Genomic DNA, 16,174 nt, shown 5'->3' with positions numbered 1-16,174 from the left:
ATACCGAGAACATACCTTAGCTGCGTAAAACTATTTATTTTTGTCTAACTTTTATGTTGCACTTCATTTCTCGGTAGCTGGTCGTGAAGGTTTATTTTTTTTACGAACGACGGCGATCCCAGACATGTTTCAGTGGCCGGGCAAGGAGTGGCACGATGATGAAACCACCGATCGCCTCGGAAATCCCATTAACACCCAGCGAAACGATCAAAATAATGAAGAGATTACGAGAATCACCCTGCAACTGCATCACATTCAAAAGGTTGCTGGAGTTATTCAGGAAGATAACCGAAGTTAAGCAAACAACCAACAATGTGTTAGAAGCAGCTCCTAATAGACCGGTAATCGCCAAGCCAACAGTTTGTGGTAGCTTCGTTTTGGCAAACCACACCGGTAAAATACCGGCTAGCCAACCCACAAACATTCGCGGCACAATGGCAATAATTGGATTCGTGAACAATAGAAACGTGATCGTTCCCGGCGTCGTATAAGCGTGGATCAATGATAAAATTCCCCAAATCAAGCCGAGAATTGCACCATCCTGCGGCCCCAAAACGACCGCCGCCACCATGACGACCATGATGATCAATGAAATACCCGGCATGGCGGGAATAATCGTTAAATAACCCAAAAACGGAACATACGTCTGCAACAATAAAATCCCGGTAAAAATACCAAGTACTGCGATCCTTTGTGCTCTTTGTCTTGATTTATTCACTTTGGTCACCCCAAGTTTTTGATGACCCTTATTCTACACGACTTGATTTCATTTAAACAGCCTGTCGACCTGATTCACGAAAAAAACATTGACGTCACGAATAATATCCGCGATGACAATGTTTTTTTACACTCACTATTATTTAATATCCGAATTAATACTTCTTTGAAAGTTTGCTAGCAGCAGCTTCGTCTAAGATAAAAGTAACATTGGCATGATTCTGCAAAGCACTTGCAGGAACGTCAGTTGTAGCAGGACCTTCGATCGTTGCTTTGATAGCGTCGGCTTTATCTTCGCCATAAGCGATCAACAGAATGTTCTTACTCTTCATGATCGAACCGATCCCCATCGAAATTGCATAACGAGGAACATCGGATTCATTTTCGAAGAAACGAGCATTGGCGTCGATCGTCGATTGTGTCAAAGAAACTTTGTGCGTTGGGCCATCAAACGATGATCCAGGTTCGTTAAAGCCAATATGACCGTTGCGTCCAATTCCTAAAATTTGAATGTCGATCGGATTTTCGTCGATGATTCGATCATAATCTTTAGCAGCAGCTTCAATATCAGCAGCTTGGCCATCAGGAACATAGCTCTTCTTGAATGGCTTCTTGTTAAATAAATGTTCCTTCATGAAGTAGTGATAACTTTGGTCGTTCTCAATTGGCAAGCCAACATATTCATCCAAGTTAACAGAAGTTAAGTTAGAGAAATCCAAATCGCTAGCTGTCATGGCATTGTAAAGTGTAATAGGTGTGCTACCAGTTGCCAATCCTAAAACTTGGGCACCGTTTTCGATACCTGATTTAATAATGTTAAAAGCAGCTTGGCCGCCTTCGTTTTTATCTTTATAAATTTCAACTTTCATAGCAAGTTCCTCCTTGTTTGGTCTAGTCCAATTTAACGCGAATATTGAAATTTGTCAAGAAAAATATCTTACTTGCTGAATTGATTTTACGAGAGATTATTTTGTGTGGTTCCGGCGAAATTTGTGGTGGGAACTGGGAAACTGCTGTGGGGACGGCTCCAAGCTTTTGGAAGAGCGCCAAAAGTTTTCCGCCTGAAATGTGAGCTCACCAAACCCGCTCGTTAACAGAAATGCCACTGCAGTCCCAGTTCCCACCACAAATTTCGCCTAATCTATTCAGATGAGCTCGATAATGACCAACTTGTTTTTCTAATTTAAACAACTGTGTTTATCACCACAACGCAACGAATGCTTGTAAATCCGAACCTGAAAAAAATTAAATACTTGTGTGTTACTTTGTTATTCAGCGAAAAGGCGACATTGAGAATCAACTTTCAGGAACCCTGTTATTCAAATCCCACACTAAACTAAATTAAGTTTAGGTCGAAAGTGCTGGGGCAGGCAGTCGTGGCAGTGACAACCATTTGGCGGGCCGTTTTTGCCCGCCTTACATGGTGGATCGATTCGAGATTTTGCGGTCTGTGCAAAAGCTCAAATCGAAGCTTGAAGACTTCCATGAACCTCGGAAGGCTTCAAGCGGTCCCACAGCCACAGACCTGCCTGCCCCAGCACTTTCGACCGAAGGTAGATTGTTTTTAGCCAAAAAAAATCCACCGAATAATTAAATTCGGTGGACAAATTTTTTCTAATTAAAATTTAAGCATGTTCTGGTGCGCGGTTTTCGTCTTTAGCTTTTTCGACGATCGATAATGTTGTTTCTTTATCGAAGAAGTGAGCTTTGTTCAAGTCAAAACCAAACTTGATCTCTTCGCCAGGATTATGGAAATCACGAGCGTCAACTTTAGCAACGTATTCAGTTTTACCTGAAGTTACATAAAGCATTGATTCTGCACCCAACAATTCTGAAACGACGACCTTAGCGCCAACTGTTGCTTCAGGGAATGTTTCCAGGAATGCTTCTTCAGAATGAATATCTTCTGGACGAACGCCTAAAGTTAAATCTTTACCATCATAACCATCTTCGTTGAGGATCTTTGCGCGGCCTTCTGGAACTTTAAGATTGATAACCTTGTCGTCATCAGTCAATACACCATGCTCGTAATGAACCTCGAAGAAGTTCATTGCAGGTGAACCCATAAATCCGGCAACGAATTTATTCTTTGGTGTGTCATAAACTTCTGCAGGAGTTCCGATTTGTTGAACTTCACCCATTGACATAACGACAATGCGATCAGCCATGGTCATGGCTTCGGTTTGGTCATGGGTTACATAAATCGTTGTTGTGTTCAAACGTTGATGTAACTTGGCAATCTCGGCACGCATCGAAACACGTAACTTAGCATCCAAGTTAGATAAAGGTTCATCCATTAGGAAGATAGGAGCATCACGGACGATGGCACGACCTAAGGCAACACGCTGACGTTGACCACCAGATAAAGCAGCTGGTTTACGATCGAGATAGTCAGTTAAGCCCAAGATTTTAGCGGCATCATCGACACGGTTTTTGATGTCTGATTTTTCGTATTTACGTAATTTCAAACCAAATGCCATGTTATCAAACACAGTCATATGTGGGTATAAAGCGTAGTTCTGGAAAACCATGGCGATATCACGATCTTTAGGGGCAACATCGTTCATTAGCTTGCCGCCGATCTTCAAATCGCCTTTCGTAATGTCTTCCAAGCCGGCGATCATCCGCAATGTGGTTGATTTCCCACAGCCTGAAGGTCCAACGAACACGATGAATTCGTGATCGTCAATATGAAGATCGAAATCTGAAACTGCATAGAGATCATTTTCAGCGTTAGGATATTGTTTATAAATGTGATCTAAGTCTACTTTTACCATTGATTAAAACACCCTTCTTTATGGAGTACTCTCTTAATATACGAGAAAACGGTTTCCAGCACTAGTTAAAATCGCACAAAAAAATAAAAGACAAATTGTGCAGGTTGCCGAAAGTGCTTACAAGAGTGAAATTATTAGTGCTCTACCGAATAATTGGTAAAAAATTCTTCGGAAATCTAGATGGGTATTTCAATAAATGACGCATCAAAAAAGACACCTCGGATAATAACCCAAGATGTCTCAACGCTTATGCTATCAATGCGGGCAAGAAGACTCGAACTTCCACGACCTTTAACGGTCACAAGATCCTTAGTCTTGCGCGTCTACCAGTTCCGCCATGCCCGCAAACAACTGCATTTACTATTATAAGCTATTTAGAAAAAACGGTCAACAGAAAATTAATCACCGCTTCTTATAAAATTGCCTGAATACTTGCAGTTGAAAAAATAGCTGTCTATATCTGTCCTGATGATATCTGCAAGCACCAATAGTTCATCACGCCATCGCTACAGATCCACACCCGCTGTCGTAATCGTCTTTTTGAACCAGTCAAAGGAATCTTTCTTGATCCGATTCAAACTGCCATGGCCTTGATCATCCATATCGACATAGACGAATCCGTAACGCTTCTTCATTTCACCCGTACTCAGCGAAACCAAATCAGTATTGCCCCACATGGTGTAGCCGAAGCAAGGAATCCGATCAATGGTAATGGCGTTGCGGATTTCGCGCAAGTGGTCACGCAAATAATTGATCCGATAATCATCGTGAACTTTGCCATCGGCGGTCAGCTCATCGACTGCGCCTAAGCCATTTTCAATCACGATCAATGGCTTTTGATAGCGGTCGAATAATTCATTGAGGCAATAACGTAGGCCCAGTGGATCGATCGTCCAGCCCCAAGGTGTGGATTTCAAGTAAGGATTATCATTTGAAAAAATGACTTGATCCTGATCGTCCACTTTCACAATTGCGGAACGATAATAACTGAAAGCAATGAAATCTAACGTATTATTTTTAAGCAGTTCAAGGTCTGCTGGGTCGAATTCTAGCTTGACGTTTTCCTGTGCAAATTTTGCGGCCGTATAGCTAGGATAATAGCCTCGCGCCATCACATCCACATAAAACAGCCCGTTATTTCGGCGGGTTTGGTAACTGGCAAAAACATCTTGCGGTTTGCAAGTGGCCGGATAATTCTCACTGAGCGCATACATCGTGCCGAATTTTGCAGCCGGATCAATTTTACGGCCGGCTTGAATAGCTAGTGCATTGGCAACGAACATGTGGTGAATGGCTTGATAACGCGTTTGCGCATCCTGCTGATGCGTGCCCAAGGCAATATAACCACTCAAAATATTGATTTCGTTGAACGTGATCCAATAGCGCACCTTACCGCGATAACGATCGATCAAAGTTTTCGCATATTTTACGTAACAATCAATGGTATGGCGACTCGACCAACCATCATAATGTTCGCCCAGATAGTTTGGCAATTCGTCGTGGCAAATCGTAATGATCGGCTCGATCTTTTTTTCGATCAGTCGGTCGATCACTTGGTCGTAAAAATGGAGTCCTGCTGGATTGGGTTGTGCCTCTTCGCCGGTTGGATAAATACGACTCCAACAAATCGAGAAACGATAAGTAGAGAAGCCCATTTCTGCCATCAGATCAATATCTTCTTGCCAATGATGATAAAAGTCAGTTGCCTGATGGCTCGGATAATAAACATCATCATATAAAGCTGGCTCGGCACCTTCAGGCAGTGAATCGTGGGCATTCACGGAACCGCGCCCACCATTTTTTAACTTCAGCGTCAATTGGCGTGGCCGCGTCGCACTCCCGGCGGTCACAAAGTCGTGGCTCAACAACCCGCGCCCGTCTTCATCATAACCACCGTCATACTGAAAATCGGCAGTCGCCCCGCCCCACAAAAAATCTTTTGGAAAAGTTGCCATCAGATAGATCCTCCGAATTCTTAAATCAGATTTCTGAAGCAAACTAGATTATCTAAAGTCGTTGCTTCAAGTTTTTTACAAATGAAGCTTACCACTGAAATAAACGCACAACAAGCCACAAATTTCCCGAAAAGGAAGTTTGCGGCTTGTTTTTAAATGATTCATTGGCTGACCCGTTGTGCCGTCACTAACATTAATTTCCCGTGACAATGGCCGCAACCGTATCGGCGTAGATTGATCTTTCGCTGGCGATAATAATCTAAATGACAAGTCGCACAGTAGTAATGATAACGATACGTTTGTGAAGTTAATCTCGGCGCATACCGCGAACCACCGACCTGCAATAATAACTGCTTAAATTCGCGTGTATGATGCTGATAGGGCAATCCTAAGAGATGCAGATGATAATGACACAGCTCATGCTTAATGATGCCAGCAAACTGTTCTGGTGGCAATTCAGTTGCCATACGTGGATTGAAATCCAAGTGATGATCCACGATATGATAACGACCGCCAGTTGTAGTCAGCCGTGCGTTAAAATAAGCCTGATGCTTGAATGGCCGGTGAAAATCGCGTAACGAAATTTCCTCGACTAATTTTTGCAGTGCTTCATCAGTCATCGCTAACGCCACGCATCGAAAGTTGGACGCGTTCCCGATCAAGATCGACGCTCAAGATCCGCACCTTGACGATATCACCAACAGCAACTTCCGCGCTGGCGTTTTTAACGAAGTGGTCTGCTAATTCGGAAATGTGCACAAGACCATCATGCTTAATGCCGATGTCGACAAAAGCACCGAAATCGACCACGTTACGCACTGTTCCTTGCAAAATCATTTCTGGCTGCAAATCTTCGATCGATAAAACGTCCTGGCGCAATAAAGGCGCAGCCACATTATCTCGTAAATCCCGACCAGGTTTGCGTAACCCTTCAATGATGTCCTTCAAGGTGGCAACGCCGACGTCCCATTCACTGGCCAACTGCTCAACATTCAGCAATTTTGACAAAGATTGCAATTCAGGTGTACCCAAATCTGCCTTGGTTAAATCTAATTTAGCCAATAGTTTTCCGGCAATTTGATAACTTTCCGGATGAATATCCGTGTTGTCCAACGGCTCCTTGCCATCAATGATCCGCAAGAATCCAATTGCTTGTTGATAAGTTTTAGGACCCAATCGCGGAACTTTTTGTAATTGTTTCCGTTGATCGAACTGACCATTTTCATTACGGTAAGCCACGATATTTTGCGAAATCGTCGTCGATAAACCAGAGATGTGTTGTAACAGATCCACGCTGGCCGTATTTAAATTGACACCGACGTGATTGACCACATCTTCGACAACAATGTCCAGTTGTTCCGTCAGGGCTTTCTGACTAACATCATGTTGATATTGGCCGACACCAACGGCTTGGGGATCGATTTTCAACAGTTCGGCGAGCGGATCTTGCAAACGACGGGCGATGCTGACTGCGGAACGTTCTTCAACGTGTAAGTCAGGAAATTCGGCGCGGGCATTATCGCTAGCCGAATAAACCGAAGCACCCGCTTCATTGACGATCACGTAATAGACTGGTCGCGATAATTGTTTGATGGCGGCGGACACGAATTGTTCCGATTCACGGCTGGCAGTTCCATTACCGATCGCGATCATTTCAACTTGATATTTTTCTAAAAAGTCGATAAAGATCGGCATTGCCTGTTCACGCAATTTTGCGTTAGCAGGTTTATGTGGATAAATAACCAATTTTGCTAAAAATTTCCCAGTTCCATCCACGATTGCCAGCTTACAGCCCGTTCGATACGCGGGATCAAAACCAAGAACAACTTTTCCTTTAAGCGGTGGTTGTAACAGCAGGTTTTTTAAATTTTCGCCGAAAACACTGATTGCTTGTGCATCAGCGCTTTCCTTCAAACTCGCCCGAATCTCACGCTCGATTGCAGGTCCGATGAATCGTTTATAAGCATCCTGAACCGCATCGTTCATTTGTTCGGAGGCAAACGGATTGCGATGTAAATTCACACGTGTCTCGATCCGCTTCAATAAATTATCCGAATTAACCGCAATTGAAACTTTGAGGACATTTTCTTTTTCAGCACGGTTAATTGCCAATACGCGGTGAGAAACCAGCTTGGATAGTGGCTCGTCAAAGTTGTAGTAGTTGCGATAAACACCCTTGGTATCAGCTTCTTCATCTTTGACCGTAGCCACCAAATGACCTTCACTTTGAATGTAACGTCGCGTCCAATCACGAAAATCGGCTTCATCGCCAATTTCTTCTGCAAGAATTTCATGCACACCTTGCCAAACTTCTTCTGTCGTCGGCAAATCCAATTCGTCGTTCACAAATTTAGCAGCTTCTTGTTGCCACTGTACTTCAGACAAATTTGATTGTAATTTGATTGCGGCAGCTAATGGACTTAATCCTGCGGCACGCGCGACTGTTGCTTTACTTTTACGTTTCTGTTTATAAGGCAAATAAAGATCTTCGACTTGCTGAATTTTTGCTGCATGAGCAATGGCCGCTGCTAACTCCGCGGTTAATTTACCCTGCTCTTCAATTGTTTGGGTAACATCTTCTTTACGTTTGTTTAACGCGATGACCCGTTGATATTCAGCTTCAATTGCCCGGATCTGTACTTCATCCAGACTACCAGTCCGTTCCTTACGATAACGAGCAATAAACGGCACCGTATTGCCTTCGCCCAACATCGTCAAAACTGCCGTGATAGCTTGCGACGGTAAATTCAGTTCTCGTTGTGTTGCTTGGCGTGCTTTAGAATCGATCACAACTTCACTCATCTAACTTCAAAACTCCCAATCTGTTGACGTTTATACTGCGAAATTAAGCTAAAGTGCCAATTTTCGTTAAATATTTACTCAATCGTTCGGTACTCTCATCCTGCTTAGCTTCTGCGGCGTCGAATTTTTCACGATCGACAGTTTGGTCATCGTTTAAACTCTCAGTCATTTCTTGACAACCGGCAACAAAATCACGGAAAGCACCAGCAAGCAACTTCTGGTTACCCATCAAACGTGCAGGCGCCTGTGCCTTATCAAGTCGACCCAACAATTCGTCATAAACTTGAACGCCTTCAGCGAATCCTTGACGAATTTCCTGATAACGATCTGTCGACAAGCTAGCTAAATCGTTGCTCGATAATTTTTCTTTTAATTCTTTAAACAATGGATCCAACTTTTCTTGCATTTGTTCTGTCTGTTCGATCACATTATTGATCAGGTTACCGTAGTTCATTGCGCGCTGTTGCATTTTATTTGCCATATTATCTCCTCGAATTCTTCTTAATAAAGCTATTATAACAAACCTCAACTAGATACGCGTGCCTCATAGAAAATCGGTCTTTTTATTTTGTGCGGTTTCGGCTAAATTTGTGGTGGGAACTGGGAAACTGCTGTGGGGACGGCTGCAGTCCCAGTTCCCACCACAAATTTCGCCTAGTCTATTCGGAAGAACTCGATATGTTTGATGCTGGATATTCAATTACGTTTCAAATTCAAACAATATTTTTTCAACGCGTAAAACAAAAATTAGTAATCTAGGTACACGACCAATTTTAAAATAGGTGCAAGATACAGCTAAAAGCTTTCACTATAGGATTTCAAGACTAATCTGCACCTATTTCCAAATTGGTCGTGTGTTATTTTGTTCAGATTTGAAATTCATCACATTTTTTATTTTGTTCTTCAGAGTAAAGGCTACGTTGATAATCAAACTTCCAGGAACCCAGCTATTCAATTCCTACACTAAACTAAATATGTTTAGGTCGAAAGTGCTGGGGCAGGCAGTCGTGGCAGTGACAACCATGTTGGCGGGCCGTTTTTGCCCGCCTTACATGGTGGATCGATTCGAGACTCGGCGCTTTTCCGAGGCTCAAATCGAAGCTTGAAGACTTCCATGAACCTCGGAAGGCTTCAAGCGGTCCCACAGCCACAGATCTGCCTGCCCCAGCACTTTCGACCGCAGGTAGATCCTTTTTAACCAACCAAAAAAAGCTACAGAGAATTCATCTCTGTAGCTCATTAGCTTAATGACTATTATTATTGTTTACCCATTTTTCGCTGAACAAACTTAACCAATTCAACGATGGCAATCATCAATAACCCAGCAGCGAGCACGATCGACCATTGTTCTAAGTTCAATTCAGTCACATGGAACAAACTGTTGAATCCAGGAACAACGATTGTCAATGCAACCATGATCGTTGAGAACGCAACCCCGATATTGAAGGTGCGGTTCGCAAATGGATGGACACTGAAGATCGATTGATGAATCGACTTCACGTTAAATGCATGGAACAATTGGATCAACGCTAAAGTAGCATAAGCCATTGTTAAAGCATCCGCGTGAATATCATTGTAGCTTGTGTGCACAGGGAACATGATTGAAACCCCATAAACACCCAATGTCAGTAATCCTTCTAAGATCCCTTGATAAACGATCGAAGAAGCGACACCGCCACTTAGGAAGCTGGCTTTTCTACCACGTGGCTTGCGATCCATGATCCCTGGCTCGGTAGGTTCAACACCAAGCGCGATTGCTGGGAAAGTATCCGTCGCTAAGTTGATCCACAATAATTGGACAGGTGCCAACATATCCCAACCCATTAGAGTCATCATGAACAGTGTCAAGACTTCACCAAGGTTAGCAGAAAGTAAATACTGGATCGACTTTTGAATGTTGGCGAAGACTTTACGGCCTTCTTCAACGGCAACAATGATCGTCGCAAAGTTGTCATCGGCCAAGACCATATCGCTGGCCCCTTTAGAAACTTCGGTACCTGTAATTCCCATACCAATTCCGATATCGGCTGACTTCAATGCAGGTGCATCGTTAACACCATCACCAGTCATGGCAACAACTTTACCTTTATCTTGCCAAGCGCGCACAATACGCACTTTATGTTCTGGAGAAACTCGGGCATAAACCGAATATTTGCCGACATTTTTAGCAAATTCTTCGTCGCTCATTTCGTCCAATTGCGCACCCGTGATGACAGCTGCGTCGTCACCGGGCTTAATGATACCTAAACGTCCGGCAATTGCCTCAGCGGTGTCTTGGTGGTCACCTGTGATCATCAGAGGACGAATACCCGCCTTCTTAGCATCTGCAACGGCCTTTGCAGCCTCAGGACGTTCAGGATCGATCATCCCGATCAATCCGGCGAAAATTAAGTCGTTCTCAATATTTTCACTATCTGGTTTGTCAGGAACAGCATCGATCACTTTGTAAGCCATTGCCAAGACACGCAAGGCTTGAGTGGCCATGCCTTTGTTTTCTTTCAAGATAGCCTTGCGATCCGCATCCGTTAAGGCACGAACATCGTCTTTAGCCGTTTCGATTCGAGTGACACGCTTCAATAATTCGTCTGGCGCACCCTTAACCGCAACGAAAAACTTGCCGTTGGCCATTTTGTGGATCGTTGACATTAATTTACGTTCTGAATCAAACGGCACTTCAGACACACGGGGTTCTTTTTCTAATTCAGTTTCCACTTGGAAATCATGATCGAAACCGAATTGGATCAAGGCCGTTTCCGTTGGATCCCCAACTAATTTACCATCTTTTTGAACCTTTGTATCATTGCTAAAAGTCATGACCCGTAATGTTGTGTCATCAGCATCAACGGGTGTGTTTGCTGGTTCCAGTTTACCGTGACGATAAATTTTTTCGACCGTCATTTTATTCTGAGTTAAAGTCCCAGTTTTGTCAGAAGCAACAATATCTGTGCTCCCTAACGTTTCAACGGCTGGCAACTTACGAACTAGCGATTGACGCTTCGCCATTCTAGTCGTCCCCAAAGCCAAGATGATCGTGACAATTGCAGGCAATCCTTCAGGAATTGCAGCAACGGCCAACGAAATTGCAGTCAGCAACATGTTGATCAACAATTCGTTCATTGGCAAGCCATCGTGGTTATTGACAACCCCAACGACGAAAATAATTGCGGCGATCACTAAAATCAACCAAGTAATTGTTTTACCCAGTGCATTCAAGTTAACTTGCAATGGTGTTGTCGTCTCTTCGGCAGAATTGATCATGCCAGCGATCCGACCAACTTCGGTATCCATTCCGGTACCAACAACCACCCCAGAACCACGACCATAAGTCACATTGCTATTCATGTAAGCCATGTTTTTACGATCACCGATAGGAATGTTTTCATCTTTTAAAGTCGCAACTTCTTTTTCAACCGGCACAGATTCACCTGTCAAAGCCGCCTCTTCGATTTTAAGCGAGGCAGAAGTTACTAAGCGCAGATCTGCCGGAATAATATCGCCGGCTTCCAACAAGACAATATCGCCAGGAACCAAGTCTTCACTGCTGACAGTTTCCACATTGCCATCGCGACGAACGTGGGCTTCCGGCGTCGACATCTCGCGCAACGCATCGATTGCTTCTTCAGCCTTCGACTCTTGGAAGACACCGAAGAAGGCATTGATGATAACCACGGCCAAGATCAACATGGCATCTGCCCATTCCTGCGCAACTACCCCAGAAATAATTGCCGCGAACAGCAACACAATGATCATAAAATCTTTGAATTGATCGAAGAAACGCATAAATATCGAGCGTTTCTTAGTTTGTTGGAGCGCATTTTTCCCATACTTCTCCAACGAAGCCTGAACCTGAGCGTCGGTCAATCCCTGATCACTCGTCCCGAATTCCTGATAAATCTTGTCGCTTGGTACTGAATAATAGCACTTTGCAGCATCATTCGAGTTTGCCAATAATTGCTCCTCCTATAAAATAAAGTTGTGAGTCTCCACGGGTGAAATCAATGGCTAAGGCGAGAATCACCCGCGGAAAAAACACGATTAAATTTGTACCTAGTTCAACTATACTGTAGAACCTCAACAACAGGAATAAAAAAGACTTGTACGCAAAAATCGCATACAAGTCTCACTTTTTAAGATAAAACCAGAACTATCGTCTTGTTGATGGTTTTATCACAGCTAAGCTGCAAGTTACTCCCTTGTTTCTAATGGCAAGTATACTAAAAAAATTACCGTAAAGCAATTATAAACTGATCGTTATTTAAAAAAGTTTAGGTAAGCTTAAATATTTTTTCAAGACTACCTTTAAGCTTTCCAAAACGTATCAAATACCGTGATGGGCAAGTGACGCTTGTGTTGCGTCTTTAAGAACCAAGCTTCGATTTTTTCCGCCGCGGCTGGCGCCACTTCTTTACCTTCTAGATAATCGTCAATATTTTGATAAGTCACACCAAGCGCAACTTCATCTGGCAAGGATGGCCGATCTTCTTCCAAGTCAGCAGTTGGTTTCTTTAAGTACAAATGTTCCGGCGCGCCCAATTCTTTGAGCAATGCCTGACCTTGTCGCTTATCTAATCGATAAAGTGGCGTCACATCTGCGCCGCCATCACCGAATTTCGTATAAAATCCCGTGATATTTTCTGCCGCATGATCCGTGCCAACAACTGCACCACTGTGAGCACCAGCAATGGCATATTGGACGATCATCCGCTGGCGAGCCTTAATATTTCCTTTATTGAAATCACTGATTGTTTGGCCATTAGCAGTCAATTCAGCCGTCATGGCATCTGTGGCGGCCTTAATGTCGATCCGCACGACCGTATCTGCTTGCATCCATTCGATTGCCGCCATCGCGTCGCTTTCATCGGCTTGAACACCATAAGGCAGGCGCACCGCGTAGAATTGATAAGTACTGTCACCAGTTTCTGCACGCAATTCAGCAATCGCCATCTGTGCTAATTTACCAGCTAACGTTGAATCTTGACCGCCAGAAATGCCCAGGACATAACTATGCAGAAAAGTATTCTGCTTCAAGTAATCTTTCAAAAAATCAACCGAACGCCGAATTTCAGTTTGTGGATCAATCGTTGGTTGTGTTTTTTCCAATGCAATAATTTTTGCTTGTAATGGTCGCATTAATTTTCTCCTCTTCAAAAATTAATTATTCGAATGACTGAGATTTTCAACCATTTGCCGCATTTTAGCAATATGACTCATTTTATGATCGTAGAGTTTCTGTGACAAATCGACCGGATATTCCTGCGGATTCAAGTCGCGCTTATATTCATCCCAAAGTGAATCCAGATTTTTCGCACGATAAGCCTTGATGACATCTAAATCTGGCAGCTCATAAACAAGTTCCCCATCCACAAAAATATCCTTCAAAACGGGAACCGCGTCGAAATCATAGATCGTTTTGTTAATGTAATTATATTTGGGATGGAACATGAATAAATCGTCGCGTTCGAGCGGATTTTCAGTCCAAAGTGCCACATAATCGCCTTCAGATTTATCGTTCTTCTGGCGATTGGTGATTCGCCAAACTTGTTTCTTGCCAGGCGTGCTAACTTTTTCAGCATTACTAGAAAGTTTGATCGTATCCACCATTTGTCCCTGAGAATCTTCGATCGAAGCTAACTTGTAGACTGCGCCTAAAGCAGGCTGGTCAAAGGCTGTGATCACTTTAGTGCCGACACCCCAAATATCGATTTTGGCACCTTGCATTTTTAAGTTTTGAATGGTTTTTTCATCTAAATCATTGGACGCATAAATTTTCGCATCCGCAAATCCGGCATCATCTAATTGTTGGCGCACGCGTTTAGAAATATAGGCCATATCACCAGAATCGATCCGCACACCTTGAAAATTAATTTTATCACCGAATTCTTTAGCTACACGAATCGCACTTGGTACACCAGAACGCAGCGTATCATACGTATCAACGAGAAATACACAATCACGATGCGTTTGCGCGTAAGCTTTAAACGCCTGATAATCATTTTGGAAAAATTGGACTAAAGAATGCGCATGCGTGCCACTGGCAGGAATTCCAAAAACCTTAGCCGCGCGCACATTACTTGTCGCATCAAAGCCACCAATATAAGCCGCACGAGTCCCCCAAAGTGCAGCATCTAATTCTTGTGCACGCCGCGAACCGAACTCGAGCACTGGACTGTCACCAGCCACTGACTTGATACGGGCAGCTTTAGTCGCGACTAGGATTTGGTAATTGATGATATTCAAAATAATCGTTTCAACCAACTGACACTGATCTAATGGTCCCTCAACCTGGATCACGGGTTCTTCGTTGAACACCAAGTCGCCTTCTTGCGCAGAACGAATGGTACATTCAAACTTCATCGCAGCCAAGTAGTCAACAAACTCCGGTGAAAAATCCGTTTGCTCTCTTAAGTAAGCCAGATCACTCTCGGTAAAATGGAAATTCTGCAAAAAATTGACGATCCGTTCTAGCCCTGCAAAAATAGCATAACCATTTTCAAATGGAATTTTACGGAAATAAGCCTCAAAAACAGCGTGACGTTTATTGATTCCTTTTTGCCAATATGTGTACATCATGTTGATTTCATAAAAGTCTGTGTGCAGCATTAAGCTGTCGTCAGAGTAAACTTTTCTCATAGCGCACCCCGCTAAATTAATTGTCGTTAAACACAGGATATTATAACATGAATCGTTTATTTTAGGTATTTATTACCTGTGACTTGTGAAATGGTTCTCGGAGTTTGTGGTGAGTACTGGGGGTTACCGACTTTGAATTGATTTATGAAGGCTTTGTTTACGTCTCGTAGAAGTTTGTTTGGTTCCGTCGGAACGCTGCAGAAAAATGTTGCGCCTCGCTGTGGGGATGACTTCAAGCCTTTTGAAAATCACAAAAGTCTTGAAGATCACCCTTGTTCTAGCGGGACTTCGGTTTAAGTGGTAACTGAATTATTGTGCAACTCATCCGAGACCGTTTAATAAATAAGTTGATTCCGCAAGAACAATTTCACTGCGAGTCGCAACTTTTTCTTCCGCGTTCTGACTCATCTCGGCAGTTTTATAGAGTTTGCTCTAGTCAACGTCTAGTCCTGTGCGAGTGCTTTGTACCGCAACCGTCCTTTGTAGAAGACGAAAGGCGGACTCGGTTATCGTTCAGATTTTTTTGAAGAACTATTTAAAGTAAGGCAACAATGTCCATCAAGTTTGAGGAGCCATGTTATTCAGATCCTAATCTAACCAAAATAGGTTTAGGCAGAAGTTGCGGAAGAAAATTGGGCAATTGCAGTGACACTGGTGTTAATGAGCGGGTTTTGCGAATTTATAGCAGGCGGCGTATTTGAGACTTTTGCGTGGGTTTCGGAAAAGGCTCAAATCGTGCTTGAAGACAATTTGGTTTTCAATTGGCTGAAAGCTATCCGCCACAGCAATCGCCCAATTTTCTGGAGCAACTTCTGCCGTAGGTAGACTAGGGTTTTTGATCATTTAATAAGCCAAAATAAAAAGTTCTCGCAAAAATTCAGCAATAGAATACTACTTTCTAGAAAAACTATTCCCAGTAAAGGCAACAATGTTAATCAAGTTCGAGGAACCCTGCTATTTCAATCCTAGCCTAAACGAAATAAGTTTAGGCAGAAGTTGCGGAAGAAAAAAGTGGGATCGCAGTGGTATTTCTGTTAATAAGCGATCTTTGCGAATTTACAGAAAGAGAAAATGTGAGATCCGGCGATTTTCCGGAGCTCACATTTTAGGCGGAAAACTTTTGGCGAACTTCCAAAAGCTTGGAGCCGTCTCCACAGCAATTTCCCGCTATTTTCTGGAGCAACTTCTGCCGAAGGTAGATTAAAGTTTTTAAACACCTTAATTAAACCCGAATTGTCAAATCAAGTGCAACACTACTGATCTATTCTTATAAATTGGTATAGTTAGTCGTCT

10 protein-coding genes and 1 tRNA gene are annotated in these 16,174 nt (G+C 43.1%); all 11 read right to left on the bottom strand.

Annotation, left to right across the window (positions count from 1 at the left end; genetic code table 11):
• Nucleotides 1-100: 100 nt before the first annotated feature.
• On the bottom strand, nucleotides 101-718 hold the full coding sequence (locus EKM67_RS09045) for an ECF transporter S component (protein WP_164506628.1): 618 nt from the start codon (nucleotides 716-718) through the stop codon (nucleotides 101-103).
• Between the two features lie 154 nt (nucleotides 719-872).
• Entirely contained in the window at nucleotides 873-1,586 is a 714-nt protein-coding gene (gene nagB / locus EKM67_RS09040) for a glucosamine-6-phosphate deaminase (RefSeq protein WP_125578699.1), read from the bottom strand.
• Nucleotides 1,587-2,342: 756 nt separating this feature from the next.
• Nucleotides 2,343-3,494 carry an ABC transporter ATP-binding protein gene (locus tag EKM67_RS09035; RefSeq protein ID WP_125578698.1) on the bottom strand — a complete coding sequence of 384 codons (1,152 nt, stop codon included), beginning with the start codon at nucleotides 3,492-3,494 and terminating at the stop codon, nucleotides 2,343-2,345.
• 259 nt (nucleotides 3,495-3,753) lie between these two features.
• A tRNA-Leu gene (locus tag EKM67_RS09030) sits at nucleotides 3,754-3,839 on the bottom strand.
• Nucleotides 3,840-4,000: 161 nt separating this feature from the next.
• Nucleotides 4,001-5,452, bottom strand: a complete 1,452-nt coding sequence (locus EKM67_RS09025) for a glycoside hydrolase family 1 protein (protein WP_379894879.1) — start codon at nucleotides 5,450-5,452, stop codon at nucleotides 4,001-4,003.
• Nucleotides 5,453-5,610: 158 nt separating this feature from the next.
• Nucleotides 5,611-6,069, bottom strand: coding sequence for a SprT family protein (locus EKM67_RS09020; RefSeq protein ID WP_125578696.1), 459 nt, complete (start codon nucleotides 6,067-6,069; stop codon nucleotides 5,611-5,613).
• A complete protein-coding gene (locus EKM67_RS09015; protein WP_125578695.1) occupies nucleotides 6,062-8,251 on the bottom strand; it encodes a Tex family protein in 2,190 nt (729 codons plus the stop codon). Before EKM67_RS09015 ends, EKM67_RS09020 begins: the two co-directional genes overlap by 8 nt.
• 43 nt (nucleotides 8,252-8,294) lie before the next feature.
• Nucleotides 8,295-8,732 (bottom strand): hypothetical protein, encoded by a 438-nt coding sequence (locus tag EKM67_RS09010; protein WP_125578694.1) that lies wholly within the window; start codon nucleotides 8,730-8,732, stop codon nucleotides 8,295-8,297.
• A gap of 776 nt (nucleotides 8,733-9,508) precedes the next feature.
• Nucleotides 9,509-12,199: a cation-translocating P-type ATPase gene (locus EKM67_RS09005; protein WP_125578693.1), complete on the bottom strand. Its 2,691-nt coding sequence runs from the start codon at nucleotides 12,197-12,199 to the stop codon at nucleotides 9,509-9,511.
• Nucleotides 12,200-12,550: 351 nt separating this feature from the next.
• Nucleotides 12,551-13,381: an ammonia-dependent NAD(+) synthetase gene (gene nadE / locus EKM67_RS09000; RefSeq protein WP_125578692.1), complete on the bottom strand. Its 831-nt coding sequence runs from the start codon at nucleotides 13,379-13,381 to the stop codon at nucleotides 12,551-12,553.
• 21 nt (nucleotides 13,382-13,402) lie between these two features.
• Nucleotides 13,403-14,881, bottom strand: a complete 1,479-nt coding sequence (locus EKM67_RS08995; RefSeq protein ID WP_125578691.1) for a nicotinate phosphoribosyltransferase — start codon at nucleotides 14,879-14,881, stop codon at nucleotides 13,403-13,405.
• Nucleotides 14,882-16,174: the final 1,293 nt, after the last annotated feature.

The sequence above is a fragment of the Lapidilactobacillus mulanensis genome, from assembly GCF_003946215.1.
Lineage (GTDB): Bacteria > Bacillota > Bacilli > Lactobacillales > Lactobacillaceae > Lapidilactobacillus > Lapidilactobacillus mulanensis.
This window is presented reverse-complemented; position numbering and strand designations above follow the sequence as displayed.

Bases quoted from the DNA above. Each gene is read 5' to 3' on its own strand.
- nagB (WP_125578699.1), bottom strand. From the start codon at position 1,586: ATGAAAGTTGAAATTTATAAAGATAAAAACGAAGGCGGCCAAGCTGCT.
- EKM67_RS09035 (WP_125578698.1), bottom strand. From the start codon at position 3,494: ATGGTAAAAGTAGACTTAGATCACATTTATAAACAATATCCTAACGCT.
- EKM67_RS09020 (WP_125578696.1), bottom strand. From the start codon at position 6,069: ATGACTGATGAAGCACTGCAAAAATTAGTCGAGGAAATTTCGTTACGC.
- EKM67_RS09015 (WP_125578695.1), bottom strand. From the start codon at position 8,251: ATGAGTGAAGTTGTGATCGATTCTAAAGCACGCCAAGCAACACAACGA.
- EKM67_RS09010 (WP_125578694.1), bottom strand. From the start codon at position 8,732: ATGGCAAATAAAATGCAACAGCGCGCAATGAACTACGGTAACCTGATC.
- nadE (WP_125578692.1), bottom strand. From the start codon at position 13,381: ATGCGACCATTACAAGCAAAAATTATTGCATTGGAAAAAACACAACCA.
- EKM67_RS08995 (WP_125578691.1), bottom strand. From the start codon at position 14,881: ATGAGAAAAGTTTACTCTGACGACAGCTTAATGCTGCACACAGACTTT.